This window comes from Mangrovicoccus sp. HB161399, from assembly GCF_013184745.1.
In the GTDB taxonomy this organism is placed as follows: Bacteria; Pseudomonadota; Alphaproteobacteria; order Rhodobacterales; family Rhodobacteraceae; genus Mangrovicoccus.
Map to the genome: position 1 here is coordinate 1 of NZ_JAATVU010000010.1, position 16,098 is coordinate 16,098.

Genomic DNA, 16,098 nt, shown 5'->3' on the forward strand with positions numbered 1-16,098 from the left:
CGTCCGGCGCGGCCGCCGGGCCGGCATGCATCCGGACCCCGCAGACGGCGCGCTTCCCGCGGCGGCCGTCCTCCAGCTTGTGCCCGGCCGGGACATGGGCGAGCCCGGTCTTCTCCGGGGCCGCGCCTGAAGTTGACTTCCGTGGCGTCCTGCCGGATCGGGACGGGACCGCCGGCGGCCCGGATGCGCAGGGCGGACGCCGCGGAATGCCCCCCGGGGATCCCGTCTCCGCTGGCAGTCCCGCCGGAGAGGAGCCGGCGGGCGCCTCGGCGTCCGGCCGGTCCCGGACCGCCGCGGGCAGCGGTTTCCCCGGCCGCTCCCCGAGGGCCCCGGGCATCGCCCCGAGCCTGCGGTCCAGCCGCCCGTCCCCCGGATCGCACCCGGCGGTTTGGCGGCCGGAACAAGCTGCCGCGAGACGGCACGGAGCGCCTGCGTCCGAGGTGCGGAACGCCGGGCCCGCAGTCGGGCCCGGCCAGGCGGACTCAGATCCCGCGGATCATGCCGCCGTCGCAGCGCAGCATGCTGCCGGTGACATAGGAGGCAGGCGCCGAGCACAGGAAGGCAGCCACGGCGGCGAATTCCTCGACCCGGCCATAGCGGCCGGCCGGGATGCTGGCGCGGGAGGCGGCGCGCACCGCGTCCAGCTCCTTGCCCTGCCGCTCGGCCGCAGCCGCGTCGAGCTGGTCGACGCGGTCGGTATGGATGCGCCCGGGCAGCAGCAGGTTCGCGGTCACCCCATCGGCCGCGACTTCGGCGGCCAGGGTCTTGGACCAGCCGGCCAGGGCCGCGCGCAGCGTGTTCGACAGAGCAAGGTTCGGGATCGGCTGCTCGACGCCGGAAGAGGCCAGGGTCAGGATACGCCCCCAGCCTGCTTCGCGCATCGCCGGAAGCAGCGCCGTGGTCAGTCCGATCACCGGCGCGACCATGGATTGCGCGGCAGCCATCACCGACTCCGCCATCATTGCGTGCGCCCCGCCGGGCTGCGGTCCGCCCGTATTGTTGACGAGGACGTCGACGCCGCCGAGCCGTTCCCCCGCGGCTTCCGCGAGCTTCGCCGCGAAACCCGGATCGGCGAGGTCGGAGGCGACCCATTGTGCCTGCCCCTGCCCTGCGGCATTGATATCCGCCGCTGCCGCGGCGAGCGCGGCCTCGTCGCGGCCGGTCAGGAGGACGGAGGCGCCCTCTGCCGCCAGCGCAGCCGCGACGCCGCGGCCCAGCCCGCGCGAAGAGGCCAGAACCAGCGCGCGCTTTCCGTTCAGTCCGAGATCCATGGGTCAGAGTCCTTCCAGCTTGCGTTCCGTCCGCGCCATCAGCCGTTCCAGTTCGGCGATGTCGGTTGCGGCGAGTGCCGGCCCCGGCGCGCGGGTGCAGGCATGGGCGATGGCGCCGCGTTTCATCAGCACATGCTTGCGCAGGGCAAGGCCCCAGCCCGGCTGCTGCTCGTGGCGCAGGATCGGGACATAGGCGTCGAACAGGTCTTCGGCCTCGTCCGGCTTGCCTGCACGGAAGAGCTCGACGCAGCGCACCAGCGCCTCGGGATATGCGAAACCGGTCATCGCGCCGTCGGCACCTCGCGCCAGTTCCTGCGGCAGGTAGAGCCCGCCATTGCCGCAGAGGATCGAAAGCCGCGGCACGCCGGCACCGGACTCATGGCCGCGCAGCGCCGAGATCTTGGTCAGCCCCGGCCAGTCCTCGTGCTTCAGCATCACCATCTGCGGCAGCTCGGTGGAGAGCCGCCGGACCAGCGCGGCCGAAACAGGGACACCGGTCGAGAGCGGGAAATCCTGGAAGCAGAGCGGGACATCCGGGCCGAGCGCCGCCGCGACCGCGTGGAAATAGGCTTCCACCCGGTCCTCGCGCGCGGGACCCCGGTTCGGGGCGACCATGACGCCCGCGGCGCCCTTCTCCATCGCATAGCGGCCGAGATCGGCGAGATTGCCGAGACCGGCGTCGGAGACGCCGACCACTACCGGCAGGTCGCCCGCGCGGTAGAGGAAGCGGTCGAGCACGGCACGGCGCTCCTCCTGGGTCAGCTTGTCGGCCTCGCCCATCATGCCGAGCACGGTCATGCCGGTGACGCCGTGGCCGCGGTAGAATTCGACCAGCGTGTCGATGCTGGCATAGTCGACGCTGCCATCCGCGGCGAAGGGGGTGGCGGCGATGATGTAGACGCCGGAGGTCCGGCGGTCGATCAGTCGGGTCATGGCGAGCCTCAGATCGCGGCGGCGCGGCGGGTGTCGATATAGAGCTGGCGCAGGTCGCGCGCGACCGGGCCGGGACGGCCGCTGCCGATCGTGGCGCCGTCGATCGAGACCACCGGCAGCACGAAATTCGTGGCGGAGGTGATGAAGGCCTCGTCGGCGGCACGGGCCTCGGCGACGGAGAAGGCGCGCTCCTCGATCTCCAGCCCGTGGCGGCGGGCCAGTTCCAGCACGCCCGCGCGGGTGACGCCGGGCAGCAGCGCGTGGGACAGCTCGCGCGTGACCAGCTTGCCGCCGGCGACGATATGGGCGGTGGCGGAAGAGGCCTCGGTCACGACGCCGTCCTCGACCAGCCAGGCATCGTCGCAGCCGCGAGCCTTGGCCTCCATCTTCGCCATCGACGGATAGAGCAGCTGCACCGTCTTGATGTCGCGGCGGCCCCAGCGCAGGTCCGGCACGGTGGCGACCTTGATGCCGCGCTCGGCGGCCGGGTTCTTCAGCGCGTTCTTGGCCTGGGTGAACATCACCAGGGTCGGGGGCGTGTCTTCGGGCGGGTAGACGAAGTCGCGGTCCTGCTCGCCGCGGGTGAGCTGCAGATAGACCATGCCCTGGTCGAGCTTGTTCATTGCGACGATCTGGCGGTGCGCCTCGAGCAGGTTCTCGTCGGAGAGCGGCACCGGAATGCCGAGCGCGGCGGCCGAGCGCTTCAGCCGCGCGGCGTGGGGAGCGTAGTCGATCAGCATGCCGTCGAGCACGCAGGTCACTTCGTAGATGGCGTCGGCCATGGTGAAGCCGCGGTCGAAGATCGACACTTTCGCTTCGGTTTCGGGCAGCCAGGCGCCGTTGAGATAGACGATGCGGGTCATTTGGGAGGTCTCGTTACTGGTACTTCGGGAAATCAGGAGCGGGCGAAGGGGGCGATGCCAACGCCGTTCTCGGCAAGTGCCGCGCGCAGGGTACGGGCCATCTCGACCGCGCCGGGCGTGTCGCCATGGACGCAGAGCGTGGCCGGCTCGACAGGCAGGCGCTTGCCGCCGGTGGTCGGGATATGGCCGTTCACGACCATTTCCAGAACCTGATCGAGGCTTTCCTGCGGGTCATGGATCACGGCGCCGGGCTGGCTGCGCGGGGTCAGCTCGCCCTGGTCGGTATAGCTTCGGTCGGCATAGATCTCGCAGGCGACGTCCAGCCCGGCCTTCTCGGCGGCGGCATAGGTCTCGGAATAGGGCAGCGAGACGTAGGTGAGCGAGGGATCGACGGTCTTCACAGCACGCACGCAGAGAGCGGCAAGATCGGCATCGACCGCGGCCATGTTGCCGAGCGCGCCATGCGTCTTCACATGGGTCATCGGATGGCCCTCGATCTCGGCCATGCCGCGCATCGCCGCGATCTGGTAGATCAGCTGCGACTCCAGATCCTCGGGACGTTCGCCCGAGATGCGGCGGCGGCCGAATCCATAGAGATCGGCGAAGGAGGGATGCGCGCCGACGGAAACGCCCTTCTCCTTTGCCAGGCGAATCGTTCGGCGCATCACCACCGGGTCGCCGGCATGGAAGCCGCAGGCGATATTCGCCGTGGAAACAAGGTCCAGCATGGCGGCGTCATCGCCGATGGTCCAAGCGCCGAAGCTCTCGCCCATGTCGCAGTTCAGGTCGATCGTCCGGATCATGTCATTCCTCTGTTGCACTCTTTGTCAGCTCCAAGCTTGTCAGGCGCTCAAATTTTGACCATTTTGTAGCGCTACATCTGCTGATGGAGCCTTGCCCGTTCCTCTCGGAATACTGATGGTATACTGAAATGGCAAGCCTCGAATGGCTGACAACCTGCCTCCACCAGCAAGGAAAATACTTATGAAACAGGGACATAACGTGGCTTTGGCTGCGCTTCTCGCTGTCGCTGCCGCTGCCCCGGCGCTTGCCGAGACCGACTGGGACATGTCCGTAGTCTGGCCGGAAGGCAACTTCCATACGCAGAACGCCATGGCCTTCGCCGAGAAGGTGAAGGAAGTGACCGACGGCGAGGTGAACATCACCGTCCATTCCGGCGGCGCGCTCGGGATCAAGGGACCGGAAGGCATGGCAGCGGTCCGCGACGGCATCGTGCCGATCGCCGACATCCTGATGAGCCAGCAGGTCGGCGAGAACCCGGCGCTCGGCGTCGAGACCCTGCCCTTCCTGGCGCCGACCAGCCAGGACCTGGCGCTGCTGCACAAGTTCTACCGTCCGCTGATCGAGAAGATCGCAGGCGAGATGAACCAGAAGCTGCTCTACATGACCCCCTGGCCGGGCCAGGCGGTGTACTCGCCGGAGCCGGTCAACACGCTGGCCGACCTGTCGGGGCTGAAGATCCGCGTCGTCGACGCAAACGGCCATGACTTCTTCGAGGCGCTCGGCGCCGCGCCGGTGCAGATGCCCTGGGGCGAGGTGATCCCGTCGCTGGCCGCGGGCACGATCGAGGGCGTGACGACCTCCTCCTCCTCGGGCGTGGACGGTGCGTTCTGGGAGTTCATGGACAACATGAGCACCTTCAACTGGCAGGCCTCCTCCAACATCGTGACCGTCAATCTCGACGCCTGGAACGACCTGTCGGACGGGGACCAGAAGGCGATCGAGGACGCTGCTGCAGGCCTGGAAGGCCAGTTCTGGCTGAACTCCCGCGCCGAGGATGCCAAGAAGATCGCCATTCTCGAAGAGCACGGCATGTCCGTCACCGCGCCCTCGGCTGAGCTGAAGGCCGAGCTGCTGGAGAAGGCGCTGCCGCTGTGGGATGCGTTCAAGGAGCGCGTGCCCGAGGCCGCGCCGGTGGTCGACGCCTACCTGGCCGCCCGCGACTGACCCCTGCCCCACCCCTGCGGCTGCCGCGCGCCCCCGCGGCGGCCGCTACCGGCCGGGCGCCCCTCCCGGCCGTGCGGCGCTGTCCCTTCCTCCCTCTTCGGGGACAGCGCCTTCCCCGAATTCCCGACAGCGGAGACCGCATGCAGAGCCCGCCGACCCATCCTGCCCCCGACGATCCCTCCGGTCCCGCCGCGGGCCGCTTCGCCTGGTTCATCGCGCCTGCCGACCGGATGGCCGACATTGCCAATGTCGCCGCCGCGCTGTGCCTGCTGGCAATCTTCGGGCTTGTCGGTGCCGAGGTGCTGGCGCGCAACCTCGCCAATACCTCGATCTCCTTTTCCTGGGATGTCGCTGCCTACCTGATGGGGTCGTGCTTCATGCTGTCCTGTGCCAGCGCGCTGAAATCCGGAAGCCACGTCCGCGTCACCGGCCTGGCCGAGATCCTGCCGACGAAAGCGGCGCGCGCGCTCGACCTCTTCGCCTGCCTCGCCGGTTTCGCAGCGGCCCTGATGCTGGCCTGGGCGATCGGGCAGATGGCCTGGCTGTCCTTCGAGCGCGGCTCGACCTCCGCCTCGGTGGTGCGCATCCCGCTGGTGTGGCCGCAATCGGTGCTGGCCTTCGGCGCCGCCCTGCTCTGCCTTCAGCTCGCTGCCCAGTTCCTGCGGCTGGTCCGCGGCGAAGGCCTTCCCGCCGGTTCCGGACTGGAGTGATCCCATGGCCAAGATTTCCTTCGCTCTCCTCGGGCTCCTCGCCCTGCTGCTCGGCTCCGGCGTCTGGATCGGGCTCGGCCTGATCGGCAGCGGCGCGGGCATGCTCGCCCTCTTCAAACCCAACATGCCGGTCGAGAAGCTGATCGCGCAGCAGGCGTTCAACGTGCTGTCCTCGGCCGAGCTTCTGGCGCTGCCGCTCTTCATCCTGATGGCGGAGCTGCTTTTCCGCACGAAGATCTCCGAGGCGCTCTTCACCGGGCTCTCGCCCTGGCTGCGCCGCGTTCCGGGGCGGCTGAGCCACCTGACCGTGCTGGGCTGCACCATGTTCGCCTCGGTCTGCGGCTCCTCGGCCGCGACCACCGCGACGGTCGGCCGGATCACCGCCAAGCAGCTTCTCGACCGCGGCTACGACCGCGGGCTGGTCACCGGCTCGCTCGCGGGCGCCGGCACGCTCGGCTTCCTGATCCCGCCCTCGACGATCATGATCATCTACGGCGTGATGGCCGAGGAATCCGTGCTGCGCCTGTTCATCGCGGGCATCCTGCCGGGGCTGATGATCGCCGCCGCCTACATGGGCTATCTCGGCCTCCGCGCGCTGCTGAACCCGTCGCTCGTCGGCAGCCCGCCCGAGCCCACCAGCTTCGTCGAAAAGCTGCGCGCGCTGAAGGATCTGGGGCCGCTGATGGTGCTGATCTTCATCGTGATCGGCTCGATGTATGCCGGTTTCGCCTCGCCGACCGAAGCGGCCGCCGTGGGCGTGTTCGGTGCCATCGCCATCGGCATCGTCCAGCGGACGCTGGACCTGCGCGGGCTTCTCGCCTCCTGCCGCGCCGCTGCCGACAGCTGCGCCATGATCGGGCTGATCATGATCGGCGCGATGTTCCTGTCCACCGCCATCGGCTATCTCGGCCTGCCGCGCTACATCGCCGGCACGATCGAGGGCTGGGGCCTCTCGCCGCTGGCGCTGATCCTGATGCTGCTGGTCTTCTACGTGATCCTCGGCACGGTGATGGAGGGTCTGGGCTGCATCGTGATGACGCTGCCGATCACCCTGCCGCTGATCGAAGCTGCCGGCTATTCAAAGGTGTGGTTCGGCATTTTCCTGGTGGTCGTGATCGAGATGGCGCAGATTTCCCCGCCCGTGGGCTTCAACCTGACCGTGATCCAGCGGATCACCGGCGACTCGATCGGCAAGATCACCCGCGCCACCATGCCCTTCTTCCTGATCCTCGCGGGCTTCGTCGTGCTGATCGCCGTGGCGCCGGGCATCGTCGACGTGGTGCCGAACATGATGGCGAACCGCTGATGCAGGCCGAGGACCACACCCCGCGCCTGCTGCCCTCGGGCGAGCAGGCGCTGACCTTCCAGATCTCCGAAGCCGTGGACGAAGGCGCCAACCGGCGGATCATCGCGCTGGCCGCGGCGCTCGACCGCGCCATCGCCGACGGCGAGATCGCGGGCGTCACCGAGCGCGTGCCGACCTACCGCTCGCTGCTCGTGCGCTACGACCCCGAGCGGATCCGCGGCGCGGCGCTCGGCGAGGCGCTGCTGGTGCTCCATGCCGGGCTGGAGACCGGAGCGGAGACCGGACGGCTCTGGCGCGTGCCGGTGCATTACGGCGGCCCAGCGGCGCTCGACCTCGAGAGCCTCGCCGGAGAGAAGGGCATGACCCCCGAGGAGCTGATCGCGCTGCATTCGGGGGCCGAATACCGCGTCTACATGATCGGTTTCGCCCCGGGCTTCGCCTATCTCGGCGGGCTGCCCGAGATCCTGCACGCCCCGCGCCTGCCGCAGCCGCGGCAGCTGGTCCCCGCGGGGGCCATCGGCATCGGCGGCAAGCAGGGCAACATCAATTCGGTGGCCGGTCCCTCGGGCTGGCGCTTCCTCGGGGCGACGCCGGTCCGGCTCTTCGATCCGCGCCGCGCCGATCCCTTCCTGCTGGAGGCAGGCGACCGCGTCCGCTTCGAGCCCGTCGATGCCGCCGCCTTCGCCCGGCTCTCCGCCGAAGCCGAGGCCGGCTCCGCCCTGATCGCGCCGGAGGAGGCCGCATGAGCCTGACCGTTCTTTCCCCCGGCCCCCTTGCCACCGTGCAGGATGCCGGGCGCGGCGGGCTGCGCCACCAGGGCGTCTCGGCCGCCGGCCCGATGGATCCGCCCGCATTCATGCTGGCCAATGCGCTGGCCGGGAACGACCCGGCCGCGGCGGCCATCGAATTCGCCGGGTTTGGCGGCAGCTTCCGCGCCGAAACCGACTGCCGCATCGCCGTCACCGGCGGGCGGATCGACCTCGCCCTGCCCGGGCAGAAGGGCGTCGCGGGCCAGGCCTACCGGCTGCGCGCGGGCGAAGAGGTCCGGATCGGCGCCGTCGGCGGCGCGACCTGGGGCTATCTCGCCGTCTCCGGCGGGATCGCCATCGCCCCGGCGCTGGGATCGCGCGCCACCCATCTGCGCAGCGGTCTCGGCGGTCTGGACGGCCGGGCGCTGCAGGCCGGCGACGTGCTGCCGCTCGGGGCCTTCGACCCGTTCGATCCCTGCCTCGCCCCGGCGGTCTCCGCGCCGGACGACAAGGAGGGCCCCGCCGAGATCCGCGTCGTGCCCGGCCCGCAGGACGACCGCTTCTCCGCCGCGACCCTCGCCCGCTTCGCCGCGGAGGAGTTCACCGTCACGCCGCAGCGCGACCGCATGGCGATGGTGCTCGGCGGCCCCGTCCTCGCAGCCGAGGGCGGCCATGACATCGTCTCCGACGGCACCGTGCCGGGCTCCGTCCAGGTGCCGGGCTCCGGCAGGCCGCTGGTGCTGATGGCCGAGGCGCAGACCACCGGCGGCTATCCCAAGATCGCCACCGTGATCGGCGCCGACCTGCCCCGGCTGGCGCAGCTGCCGACCGGCAGCCGGTTCCGCTTCGTCCCCGTCGCCCGCGACGCGGCCGAGGAGATCTGGATCGACAGCCGCCGCCGCCTGCGCGCGCGGCTGGAGGCGCTGCGGCCGAAGCCCGAGGGCACGCTGAGCTCGCACTACCTCCTGTCCTGCGACCTGGTGGGCGGGATCTGGCCCCCCGAGGAGGTCGTATGGCAGAGCTGAACGCCTCCGGCGGGCTTGCCGCCGAAGCGCACCGCCGCATCATCGGCATGATCCTCGACGGCAGCCTGGCCGCGGGCGCGCGGCTGCAGGAGGCCCCGCTCGGCGAGGCGCTCGGCATGTCGCGCACGCCGGTGCGCGAGGCGATCAAGCGGATCGAGAGCGAGGGGCTCGCCGTGCAGGAGGGCCGCTTCCTCAAGGTGCGCCGCCTGCCCCGCGCCGAGATCGAGGAGATCTTCTTCCTCCGCCTCCAGCTGGAGCCCGAAGCCACCCGGGCCGCCGCCACGGCGCTTGCCCCCGCGCGGATCGAGGAGATGGCCGCGCGCACCCGCGCCTTCATCGGCGGCAGCGAAAACGGCGGCCAGTGGGAGCTCGACGACGCGTTCCACGCGATGATGCTCGACGCGCAGAACAACCGCGCGGTGATCGACGTGGTCGCCGGGCTGCGCCGCCGCACCTGCATGTTCGACCGCTCCCAGGTGCCCGAACGCTATCTCAGGGGCTTCGAGGAGCATCTCGCGATCCTCGACGCCCTCGGCCGGGGCGACGGCGATGCCGCCGCCCGGCTGATGACCGACCACCTTGCCCATGCCCGCGACGCCGTCCTCGGACGGCTCGACGCGCTCGAAGACCAGAAGGCCCGCCGTCCATGAAATGTCTCATCATCCAGCCGATCCACGAGGAAGGCCATGCGCTGCTGCGCGCCGAGGGGATCGAGCCGGTGCGCTGCCCGGCCGCCGACATGGCCACCGTCGCCGGGCTGATCGGCGATTGCGACGCCGTCATCACCCGCGATGCCGGGCTTTCGGGCAAGGCCATCGCCGCCGCGGGCAGGCTGCGCGCGATCTCGGTCCATGGCAGCGGCCATGACGCGGTCGACAAGGACGCGGCCTCGGCCCGCGGCATCCCGGTCTGCAACATGCCCGGCGCCAATTCCCGCTCGGTGGCGGAACTGGCGCTGGGGCTCGCCCTGGCGGCGGCGCGCGGCATCGCCGGGGGCGACCGGGCGGAGCGCGCCGGGCGGACGGGCTTCCGCGAAAGCGCCTCCTTCATGGAACTGCAGGGCAAGACCGCGCTGATCGTCGGCTGGGGCAATATCGGACGGCAGCTCGCCGCGATGCTGGATCTGGCGCTCGGCATGACCGTGCTGGTGCATTCGCCGCGCGCGCCCGAGACCGGCGGCTTCGAACGCGTCGCGACGCTGGAGGAGGGGCTCGCCCGCGCCGACCTGGTGTCGCTGCACACGCCGATGCGCCCCGAGACCCGCCACATGATGAACGCCGCCCGCTTCGCCGCGATGAAGCCCGGGGCGATCCTGGTCAACACCGCCCGCCAGGGCATCCTCGACGAGGCGGCGCTGGCAGGCGCGCTGGCCTCGGGCCAGGTCGCGGCGGCCGGGCTCGACGTCTACGAGCATGGCGCGCCCGAAGGGCCGCTCGCGGCCTTCCCGCAGGTGATCTTCACCCCGCATCTGGGCGCCACCACCGAGGAGGCGCTGATCCGCGTCGCCCGCGGCGCGGCCGCCAACGTCGTCACCGTGCTGAAGGGCGGGCTGCCCGCGACCTGCGTGAATGCCGGCCGGCTGGGCGCGGAGGCGGCAGGGGCATGAGCGCGATCCGCGAGACCGTCGAGCGGGTGCTCGCCCGGGTGAATGACATCGGCCGGGACGGACCCGGCTGGACCCGGCCGTCCTTTTCGGACCTCGAAAGCCGCGCCCATGACGTGATCCGCGACGAGGCGGCCGCGCTCGGGCTGGAGATCTCGACAGACGCGGCCGGCAACCTCTTCGCGCGCATGGCCGGTGCCGACCGCAGCGCGCCCGCGCTGCATGTCGGCTCGCATCTCGACACCGTCGGCCAGGGCGGCGCCTATGACGGCCAGGCGGGGGTGGCGGCGGGGCTGGCGCTGGTCGCCGCGCTGCGGGACGAAGACATCACCCCGCCCGCGGATATCGTCGTCACCGTCACCCGCGCCGAGGAAAGCGTCTGGTTCCCCGCCTCCTATCTGGGCTCGCGCGGCGCGACCGGGCGTCTCGCCCGCGCCGATCTGGAGGTCCGCCGCAGCGACACGGGCGAGACGCTGGCCGCGCACATGGCGGCCCAGGGACTCGATCCGGAGGCCGCAATCCAGGCGCCGCCGCGCGCGCCCGCCACGTTCGTCGAGGTCCATATCGAGCAGGGGCCAGTGCTCGACGAGGCGGGCGAGAGCCATGCCATCGTGTCAGGCGTGCGCGGCGGCCTGCGCTACCGCAACGCGCAGATCCACGGTGTCTGGGCGCATTCCGGCGGCGCCCCGCGCGACAGCCGCGCCGATGCCGTCTTCGCCTTCGCAGATCTGGTCCAGGCGCTCGACGCCGACTGGGCGGAGGTGCTGGAGGGCGGCGAGGATCTGGCCGTGACCTTTGGCCGGGTCGATGCCGCCGGGCCGCTCCATGCCATGGCCAAGGTGCCCGGGCAGCTGGAATTCTGCCTCGACCTGCGCTCCGAGGACAACGCGGTGCTGGACCGGATGGATGCCGTGCTGAAGGCGCGCATCGCGGCGATCGAGGCCGCCCGGCCCGGCATCCGCTTCGAGCTCGGCGCGCAGAGCCGCTCGCAGCCGATGCAGCTTTCGCCGCGGCTGGGCGACTGGCTGGAGGCCGGCGCCGCCAGCCTCGGCGCCGCCCCGCGGCGGATGCTGTCGGGCGGCGGCCATGACGCGGCGGCCTTCGCCGCGGCGGGCTGGGAGTCGGTGATGATCTTCGTGCGCAACTGGGATGGCAGCCACTGCCCCGAAGAGGGCATGGATCCCGCCGACCTGGTCCGCGCGGTGGAGACTCTGAAGGCCGCCGTGCTGTCGGGCGCCGCCCCGGCGCCGCAGGCCGGGGAGGCAGAGGCCCCATGAGCGGCACAGCGGGAGGAGAGACCCTGGCCCAGCGGGCCTATCGCGAGATCAAGCAGGCGATCCTCGAGGCGCGGTTCTCGCCCGAGGACGTGCTCAGCGAACGCCAGCTTGCCGAGCAGACCGGCGTGTCGCGCACGCCGCTGCGTTCGGCGCTCTCGCGGCTGGAACGCGAGGGGGTGATCGGACGGATGGCCAACGGCGCGCTGGTGGTGCGGCCGGTCACGGTCGAGCACCTGCTGGAGATCGTCGCGCTGCGCCGCGCGCTGGAAAGCGCCGCCGCCGCCCGCGCCGCCGGGTTCGGCATGAACGGCGAGCTTGCCGCCTCCGAGGCCGAGACCCGGCCCTTCGCGGAAGGAAGGAGCACTGCCTTCGACACCTTCTGGGAGGTCGACGACCGCTTTCACAAGGCCGTTGCGCGCGCCGCGCGGCTCGAACTGCTGCCGGGCATTCTCGCCGAGCAGCGCGTCATCGCCCGGCGCTGCACGATCACCCGCAGCCATGACCGCTTTGCCGAGCAGGCGCGCGAGCATCTCGCCGTGATCGGCGCGATCCGAGCCGGCGATGCCGATGCCGCAAGCGCCGCCATGGCCGCCCATTTCGACAATGTAAGGGCCCGTTTCCTGGGCTGGCTCGGGCGCTGAGACCCGGGCGGAAGGACAACATGCAAGACCAAGCCCCCGCCGCCGCGCTGCGCGGCTCCGAAGCCGTTTTCCCGGCGGAGGAATTCGCCGTCCGCATCGCTGCGCTGCAGGCCGCACTGCCCGCCGGCGCCGATGCGCTGCTGCTGACCGGGCCCGAGAACATCTTCTGGGCCACCGGCCGCCAGACCGCCGGCTATTTCGCCTTCCAGGCGCTGCTGGTTCCGGCCTCCGGCGCGCCGCATCTGCTGGTGCGGCAGCTCGAGACCACCGGGGCAGCCGCGAATACCTGGCTGCAGGACATCCATGCCTACCAGGACGGCGAGGATCCGGCCGCCGCGCTGGCCGGGCTGGTGCAGCGGCTCGGCCTGACGACGCTGGCGGTCGAGCGGCAGGGCTGGTTCGTCAGCCCCGAGATGTCCGCCCGGCTGGAGGCCGCCCTGGGCGGCGTTGCGCTGGCCGACGGCTCCGGCCTGGCCGAGGGACTGCGGGCGGTGAAATCCCCGGCAGAGCTCGACCGCATCCGCCGCGCCGCCGCCCATGCCGAGGCCGGGATCCGCGCCGCGCTGGAAACCTGCCGCGCGGGCACCGACGAGAACGAGATCACCGCCGCGATGATGGCGGCAGCGATCCGCTCGGGCTCCGAAGCGATGGCGATGGAGCCGCTGGTTTCCTCCGGCCCGCGCTGCGGCATCCCGCATGCCACCTGGCGGCGCCGCGTGCTGGATGAGGGCGACGGCGTCTTCCTCGAACTCGCAGGCAGCCATGACCGCTACCACGCCGCGCTGATGCGCGCCGCATGGATCGGCGGCGTGCCCGCCGAGGTGCAGGAAATGCAGGACTGCGCGGAACGTGCGCTCGATGCCGCGCTCGATGCGATGGCACCGGGGCGGCCCTGTTCGGCGGCACATGACGCGGCGCAGGCGGTGATCGACGCGGCCGGGCACACGGCCGCCTTCCGCAAGCGGATCGGCTATTCCATGGGCGCCGCCTTCGCGCCCGACTGGGGCGAGGGCGCGATCCTGTCGCTCTTCTCCGGGGTGGAGCGCGCGCTGGAGCCGGGCATGGTCTTCCACCTGCCCGCCACTCTGCGCCGCTACGGCGCCTTCACCGTCGGCGCCTCGGAGACGGTGATCGTCACCGAAACCGGCATCGAGGTGCTTTCCTCCCTGCCGCGCGGCATCACCCGCTGCTGATCCCGCCGCCCGGCAGCCCCGCCGCCGTCCCCGCACAGAGTGCCATGAAGCGCCCGGCCGGGTCCGTCCCGGCGCCGGGCGGCGCCGCGGGATGGATGATGCCGATCTCGCGGAAGGGCCCGGGCGGGTCCAGCCCAATGATCCGCACCTGTGCCAGCTCCGCGCGGTAGGCGGCAGCCTCGGGCACGATCGACACGCCGCGGCCGTCGGCGACCAGCGCCAGGATCGTCGGGATGTCGTCAAGCTCCGCCCAGTCGCGGACCGCGATCCGCCCGGCTTCCAGATAGCGCTCCACCTGCCGCCCGCCGAATGACATCCGGTTGTAGCGCAGGAAGGGACGCGTCCCCAGCATTCCGGCCGGGCTTTCCGGCGGCCAGCCGGGCGGCGCGACCAGCACGAAGCGTTCGCGCAGGAGCGGCCTCCAGCGCAGCCCCGGCGGCAGGCCGAAGCCCGGCTGGATCACCAGCGCCAGATCCAGCTCGCCGCCGTCGAGCCGGTCGAGAAGCTCCATCGACGTTCCGGGCACGACCCGGGTTCGCATCGCAGGGAACTCCGCCAGGAAGTCCGGCAGCACCTGCCGCAGCAGCGCCAGGTGCACCGAGGCGATCGCCCCGACCGCCAGGCTGCCGGTCCGGCTGCCCGGGTCCTCGGGCGCCAGCAGCCCCTCCGCCATCTCCAGGAGCGCACCGGCCCGGGACAGCAGCAGGCGGCCATCTGCGTTCAGCTCCGCGCTGCGCCCGGTGCGGGCGAAAAGCGGCTTGCCCAGCTTCTCCTCCAGCCGCCGCATCTGGCCGCTGACCGCCGACTGGGTCAGCCCCACCCGGTCGCCTGCCGCCGCGAACGTGCCGTGGCGCGCCACGGCGAGGAAGGTCTTCAGCTCGGTCAGCATTCATCGGATTCCGCGTTGCTCAGCGCGATTATTTACCGTTTTTCATCAGCTCTGGAAATCCGTATCCGGTGGGAAACCTCATGGAGAGACCGATGACCGACCAATCCATCCGCCCGTTCCACCTGGCCTTCCCGGTCGACGACCTCGAAGCGGCGCGCGGCTTCTACAAGGGCCTGCTCGGCTGCGGCGAGGGCCGCTCCTCCGACCAATGGGTCGATTTCGACTTCCATGGCCACCAGATCGTCGCCCATCTCGCGCCCGAGGAACTCGGCGAGGCCAAGACCAACGCGGTCGACGGCCATGGCGTGCCCTGCCGCCATTTCGGCCTGGTGATGGACATGGAGACCTGGCAGGAGACCGCCGACCGCCTGACCGCGGCAGGGGTCGAGTTCATCATCGCCCCCTATGTCCGCTTCAAGGGCGAGCCGGGCGAGCAGGCGACCATGTTCTTCGCCGACCCGGCAGGCAATGCCGTCGAGCTGAAGGCCTTCCGCGACCTGGGCCAGCTCTTCGCGGTCTGACGCGTCCGGACGGGCGGCGGTGCGGACCGCCGCCAGCCTCTGCGCCCCTGCCCGCGCCTGCCGGCGGCCCCTGCGGCACTTGTCGCCCCTTCCGCTGGCACGGAGCGTCCCCTGCCGAAAGCTCGCATCGCCGCTCCGGCGGCCGTCCGCGACCGGACAAGCGGACACCCTATGAGGCGATGTTCCCCGGATCGCGCAATTCCGCCGTTTCGGCGCGCGCGAGTGCCAGGAAGGCCTCGCCGGCCGGGCCCGGTTCCGCGCCGATGGCCCGCGCGATGCCGACATCCGCCGTCGGCGGACGTTCCGCCAGATCGAGCTTCACCACGCGCCTGCCCTCGAGCGACCAGGGCCTGTAGACCAGGTCGGACAGGATCGTGACGCCGAGATCGCTCGCCACCATGCTGCGCACCGCCTCCAGCGTGTGGCAGCGGAACAGGATCCGCGGCGAGAAGCCATTGCGCTGCCAGTAGCGGCCGATCAGGCCGGAATGCTCCTCCATCGTCGGCAGGATGTAGTCCTGCTCCAGCTCGGCCAGCGACAGGCTCCGGCGCTCGGCAAGCGGGCTGCGGCTGGAGACCCAGAGCCGGCGCGGCGACGAGATCAGCTCCTCGTAATGCAGCGCGGGCGAGCGCTCGATGTTCGAGGTCAGCAGCATCGCCATGTCCAGCTCTCCCGCCCGCAGACCGGCATCGATTTCGGCATGTCCCATTTCCCGGACCTCCAGCGCGATTCCCGGAAAGCTGCGCCGCAGCTTCCGCCAGATCGGCGGCAGCACGTAGCCTGCGATGGTCTCGGTGACCCCGAGCCGCAGCCGGCCGCTGACATCCGCGGCCGCAGGGGCCAGCTCGGTCGCGTCCTCCACCGAGCGCAGGATGGCATGGCAGTGCCGCAGGAACCGCTCGCCCTCCGCGGTCAGCCTCATTCCGCGGGCCTGGCGCAGGAACAGCCGGCGTCCCAGCATCGTCTCCAGCGCGGCAATCGCCACCGTGATCGAGGATTGCGAGACATTGCAGGCAAGAGCGGCGCGCGAGACCTGGCCTGCCTCGGCGGTGGCGACGAAATAGCGGACTTGCCGGAAGGAGAACTCCATTCGGATTTTCCAATATCGCTGTTCGAAAATTAGAATTAGCAATGCTGCTGCGCTGCGGC

At 71.1% G+C, this 16,098-nt stretch carries 17 protein-coding genes; 11 read left to right on the forward strand and 6 right to left on the reverse strand.

The window, feature by feature from the left end:
* Positions 1–482: 482 nt before the first annotated feature.
* From HCC78_RS07530 to HCC78_RS07545, 4 genes are read right to left on the reverse strand one after another with little or no spacing between them, the layout of a single operon-like run.
* Entirely contained in the window at positions 483–1,271 is a 789-nt protein-coding gene (locus HCC78_RS07530; RefSeq protein ID WP_172328140.1) for an SDR family oxidoreductase, read from the reverse strand.
* 3 nt (positions 1,272–1,274) lie between these two features.
* A complete protein-coding gene (locus tag HCC78_RS07535; RefSeq protein WP_172328141.1) occupies positions 1,275–2,204 on the reverse strand; it encodes a dihydrodipicolinate synthase family protein in 930 nt (309 codons plus the stop codon).
* Positions 2,205–2,212: 8 nt separating this feature from the next.
* Entirely contained in the window at positions 2,213–3,067 is an 855-nt protein-coding gene (locus HCC78_RS07540; RefSeq protein ID WP_172328142.1) for a D-amino-acid transaminase, read from the reverse strand.
* A 32-nt stretch (positions 3,068–3,099) separates the two neighbouring features.
* Positions 3,100–3,870, reverse strand: a complete 771-nt coding sequence (locus HCC78_RS07545; RefSeq protein WP_172328143.1) for a LamB/YcsF family protein — start codon at positions 3,868–3,870, stop codon at positions 3,100–3,102.
* 181 nt (positions 3,871–4,051) lie between these two features.
* Between HCC78_RS07545 and HCC78_RS07550 the strand changes: the two genes are divergently transcribed.
* The 10 genes from HCC78_RS07550 to HCC78_RS07595 all read left to right on the forward strand — a co-directional run bounded on the left by HCC78_RS07550 (position 4,052) and on the right by HCC78_RS07595 (position 13,539).
* Entirely contained in the window at positions 4,052–5,035 is a 984-nt protein-coding gene (locus HCC78_RS07550; RefSeq protein ID WP_172328144.1) for a TRAP transporter substrate-binding protein, read from the forward strand.
* A gap of 140 nt (positions 5,036–5,175) precedes the next feature.
* Positions 5,176–5,745, forward strand: coding sequence for a TRAP transporter small permease (locus HCC78_RS07555; RefSeq protein ID WP_253949093.1), 570 nt, complete (start codon positions 5,176–5,178; stop codon positions 5,743–5,745).
* Between the two features lie 4 nt (positions 5,746–5,749).
* Positions 5,750–7,051 (forward strand): TRAP transporter large permease, encoded by a 1,302-nt coding sequence (locus HCC78_RS07560; protein ID WP_172328145.1) that lies wholly within the window; start codon positions 5,750–5,752, stop codon positions 7,049–7,051.
* Positions 7,051–7,797 (forward strand): 5-oxoprolinase subunit PxpB, encoded by a 747-nt coding sequence (pxpB, locus tag HCC78_RS07565; protein ID WP_172328146.1) that lies wholly within the window; start codon positions 7,051–7,053, stop codon positions 7,795–7,797. Before HCC78_RS07560 ends, pxpB begins: the two co-directional genes overlap by 1 nt.
* Positions 7,794–8,825, forward strand: coding sequence for a biotin-dependent carboxyltransferase family protein (locus tag HCC78_RS07570; RefSeq protein ID WP_172328147.1), 1,032 nt, complete (start codon positions 7,794–7,796; stop codon positions 8,823–8,825). Before pxpB ends, HCC78_RS07570 begins: the two co-directional genes overlap by 4 nt.
* Complete coding sequence (locus tag HCC78_RS07575) at positions 8,813–9,475, forward strand: GntR family transcriptional regulator (protein ID WP_253949094.1); 663 nt, start codon at positions 8,813–8,815, stop codon at positions 9,473–9,475. The genes HCC78_RS07570 and HCC78_RS07575 overlap by 13 nt, the downstream gene beginning before the upstream one ends.
* On the forward strand, positions 9,472–10,431 hold the full coding sequence (locus tag HCC78_RS07580) for an NAD(P)-dependent oxidoreductase (RefSeq protein WP_172328148.1): 960 nt from the start codon (positions 9,472–9,474) through the stop codon (positions 10,429–10,431). The genes HCC78_RS07575 and HCC78_RS07580 overlap by 4 nt, the downstream gene beginning before the upstream one ends.
* Complete coding sequence (locus HCC78_RS07585; RefSeq protein ID WP_172328149.1) at positions 10,428–11,705, forward strand: hydantoinase/carbamoylase family amidase; 1,278 nt, start codon at positions 10,428–10,430, stop codon at positions 11,703–11,705. Before HCC78_RS07580 ends, HCC78_RS07585 begins: the two co-directional genes overlap by 4 nt.
* Entirely contained in the window at positions 11,702–12,346 is a 645-nt protein-coding gene (locus HCC78_RS07590) for a GntR family transcriptional regulator (RefSeq protein ID WP_172328150.1), read from the forward strand. The genes HCC78_RS07585 and HCC78_RS07590 overlap by 4 nt, the downstream gene beginning before the upstream one ends.
* Positions 12,347–12,366: 20 nt before the next feature.
* The gene (locus tag HCC78_RS07595; protein ID WP_172328151.1) at positions 12,367–13,539 is read left to right on the forward strand and encodes a Xaa-Pro peptidase family protein; all 1,173 of its coding nucleotides are present in this window, start codon (positions 12,367–12,369) and stop codon (positions 13,537–13,539) included.
* Here HCC78_RS07595 and HCC78_RS07600 read toward each other — a convergent pair.
* The gene (locus HCC78_RS07600) at positions 13,526–14,428 is read right to left on the reverse strand and encodes a LysR family transcriptional regulator (protein ID WP_172328152.1); all 903 of its coding nucleotides are present in this window, start codon (positions 14,426–14,428) and stop codon (positions 13,526–13,528) included. The genes HCC78_RS07595 and HCC78_RS07600 overlap by 14 nt on opposite strands.
* Before the next feature lie 92 nt (positions 14,429–14,520).
* Here HCC78_RS07600 and HCC78_RS07605 point away from each other — a divergent pair, with 92 nt between their 5' ends.
* Positions 14,521–14,949, forward strand: coding sequence for a VOC family protein (locus HCC78_RS07605; protein WP_172328153.1), 429 nt, complete (start codon positions 14,521–14,523; stop codon positions 14,947–14,949).
* A gap of 169 nt (positions 14,950–15,118) precedes the next feature.
* On the opposite strand, the gene HCC78_RS07610 is transcribed toward HCC78_RS07605, so the two are convergent.
* A complete protein-coding gene (locus HCC78_RS07610; RefSeq protein ID WP_172328154.1) occupies positions 15,119–16,039 on the reverse strand; it encodes a LysR family transcriptional regulator in 921 nt (306 codons plus the stop codon).
* Between the last annotated feature and the right edge of the window lie 59 nt (positions 16,040–16,098).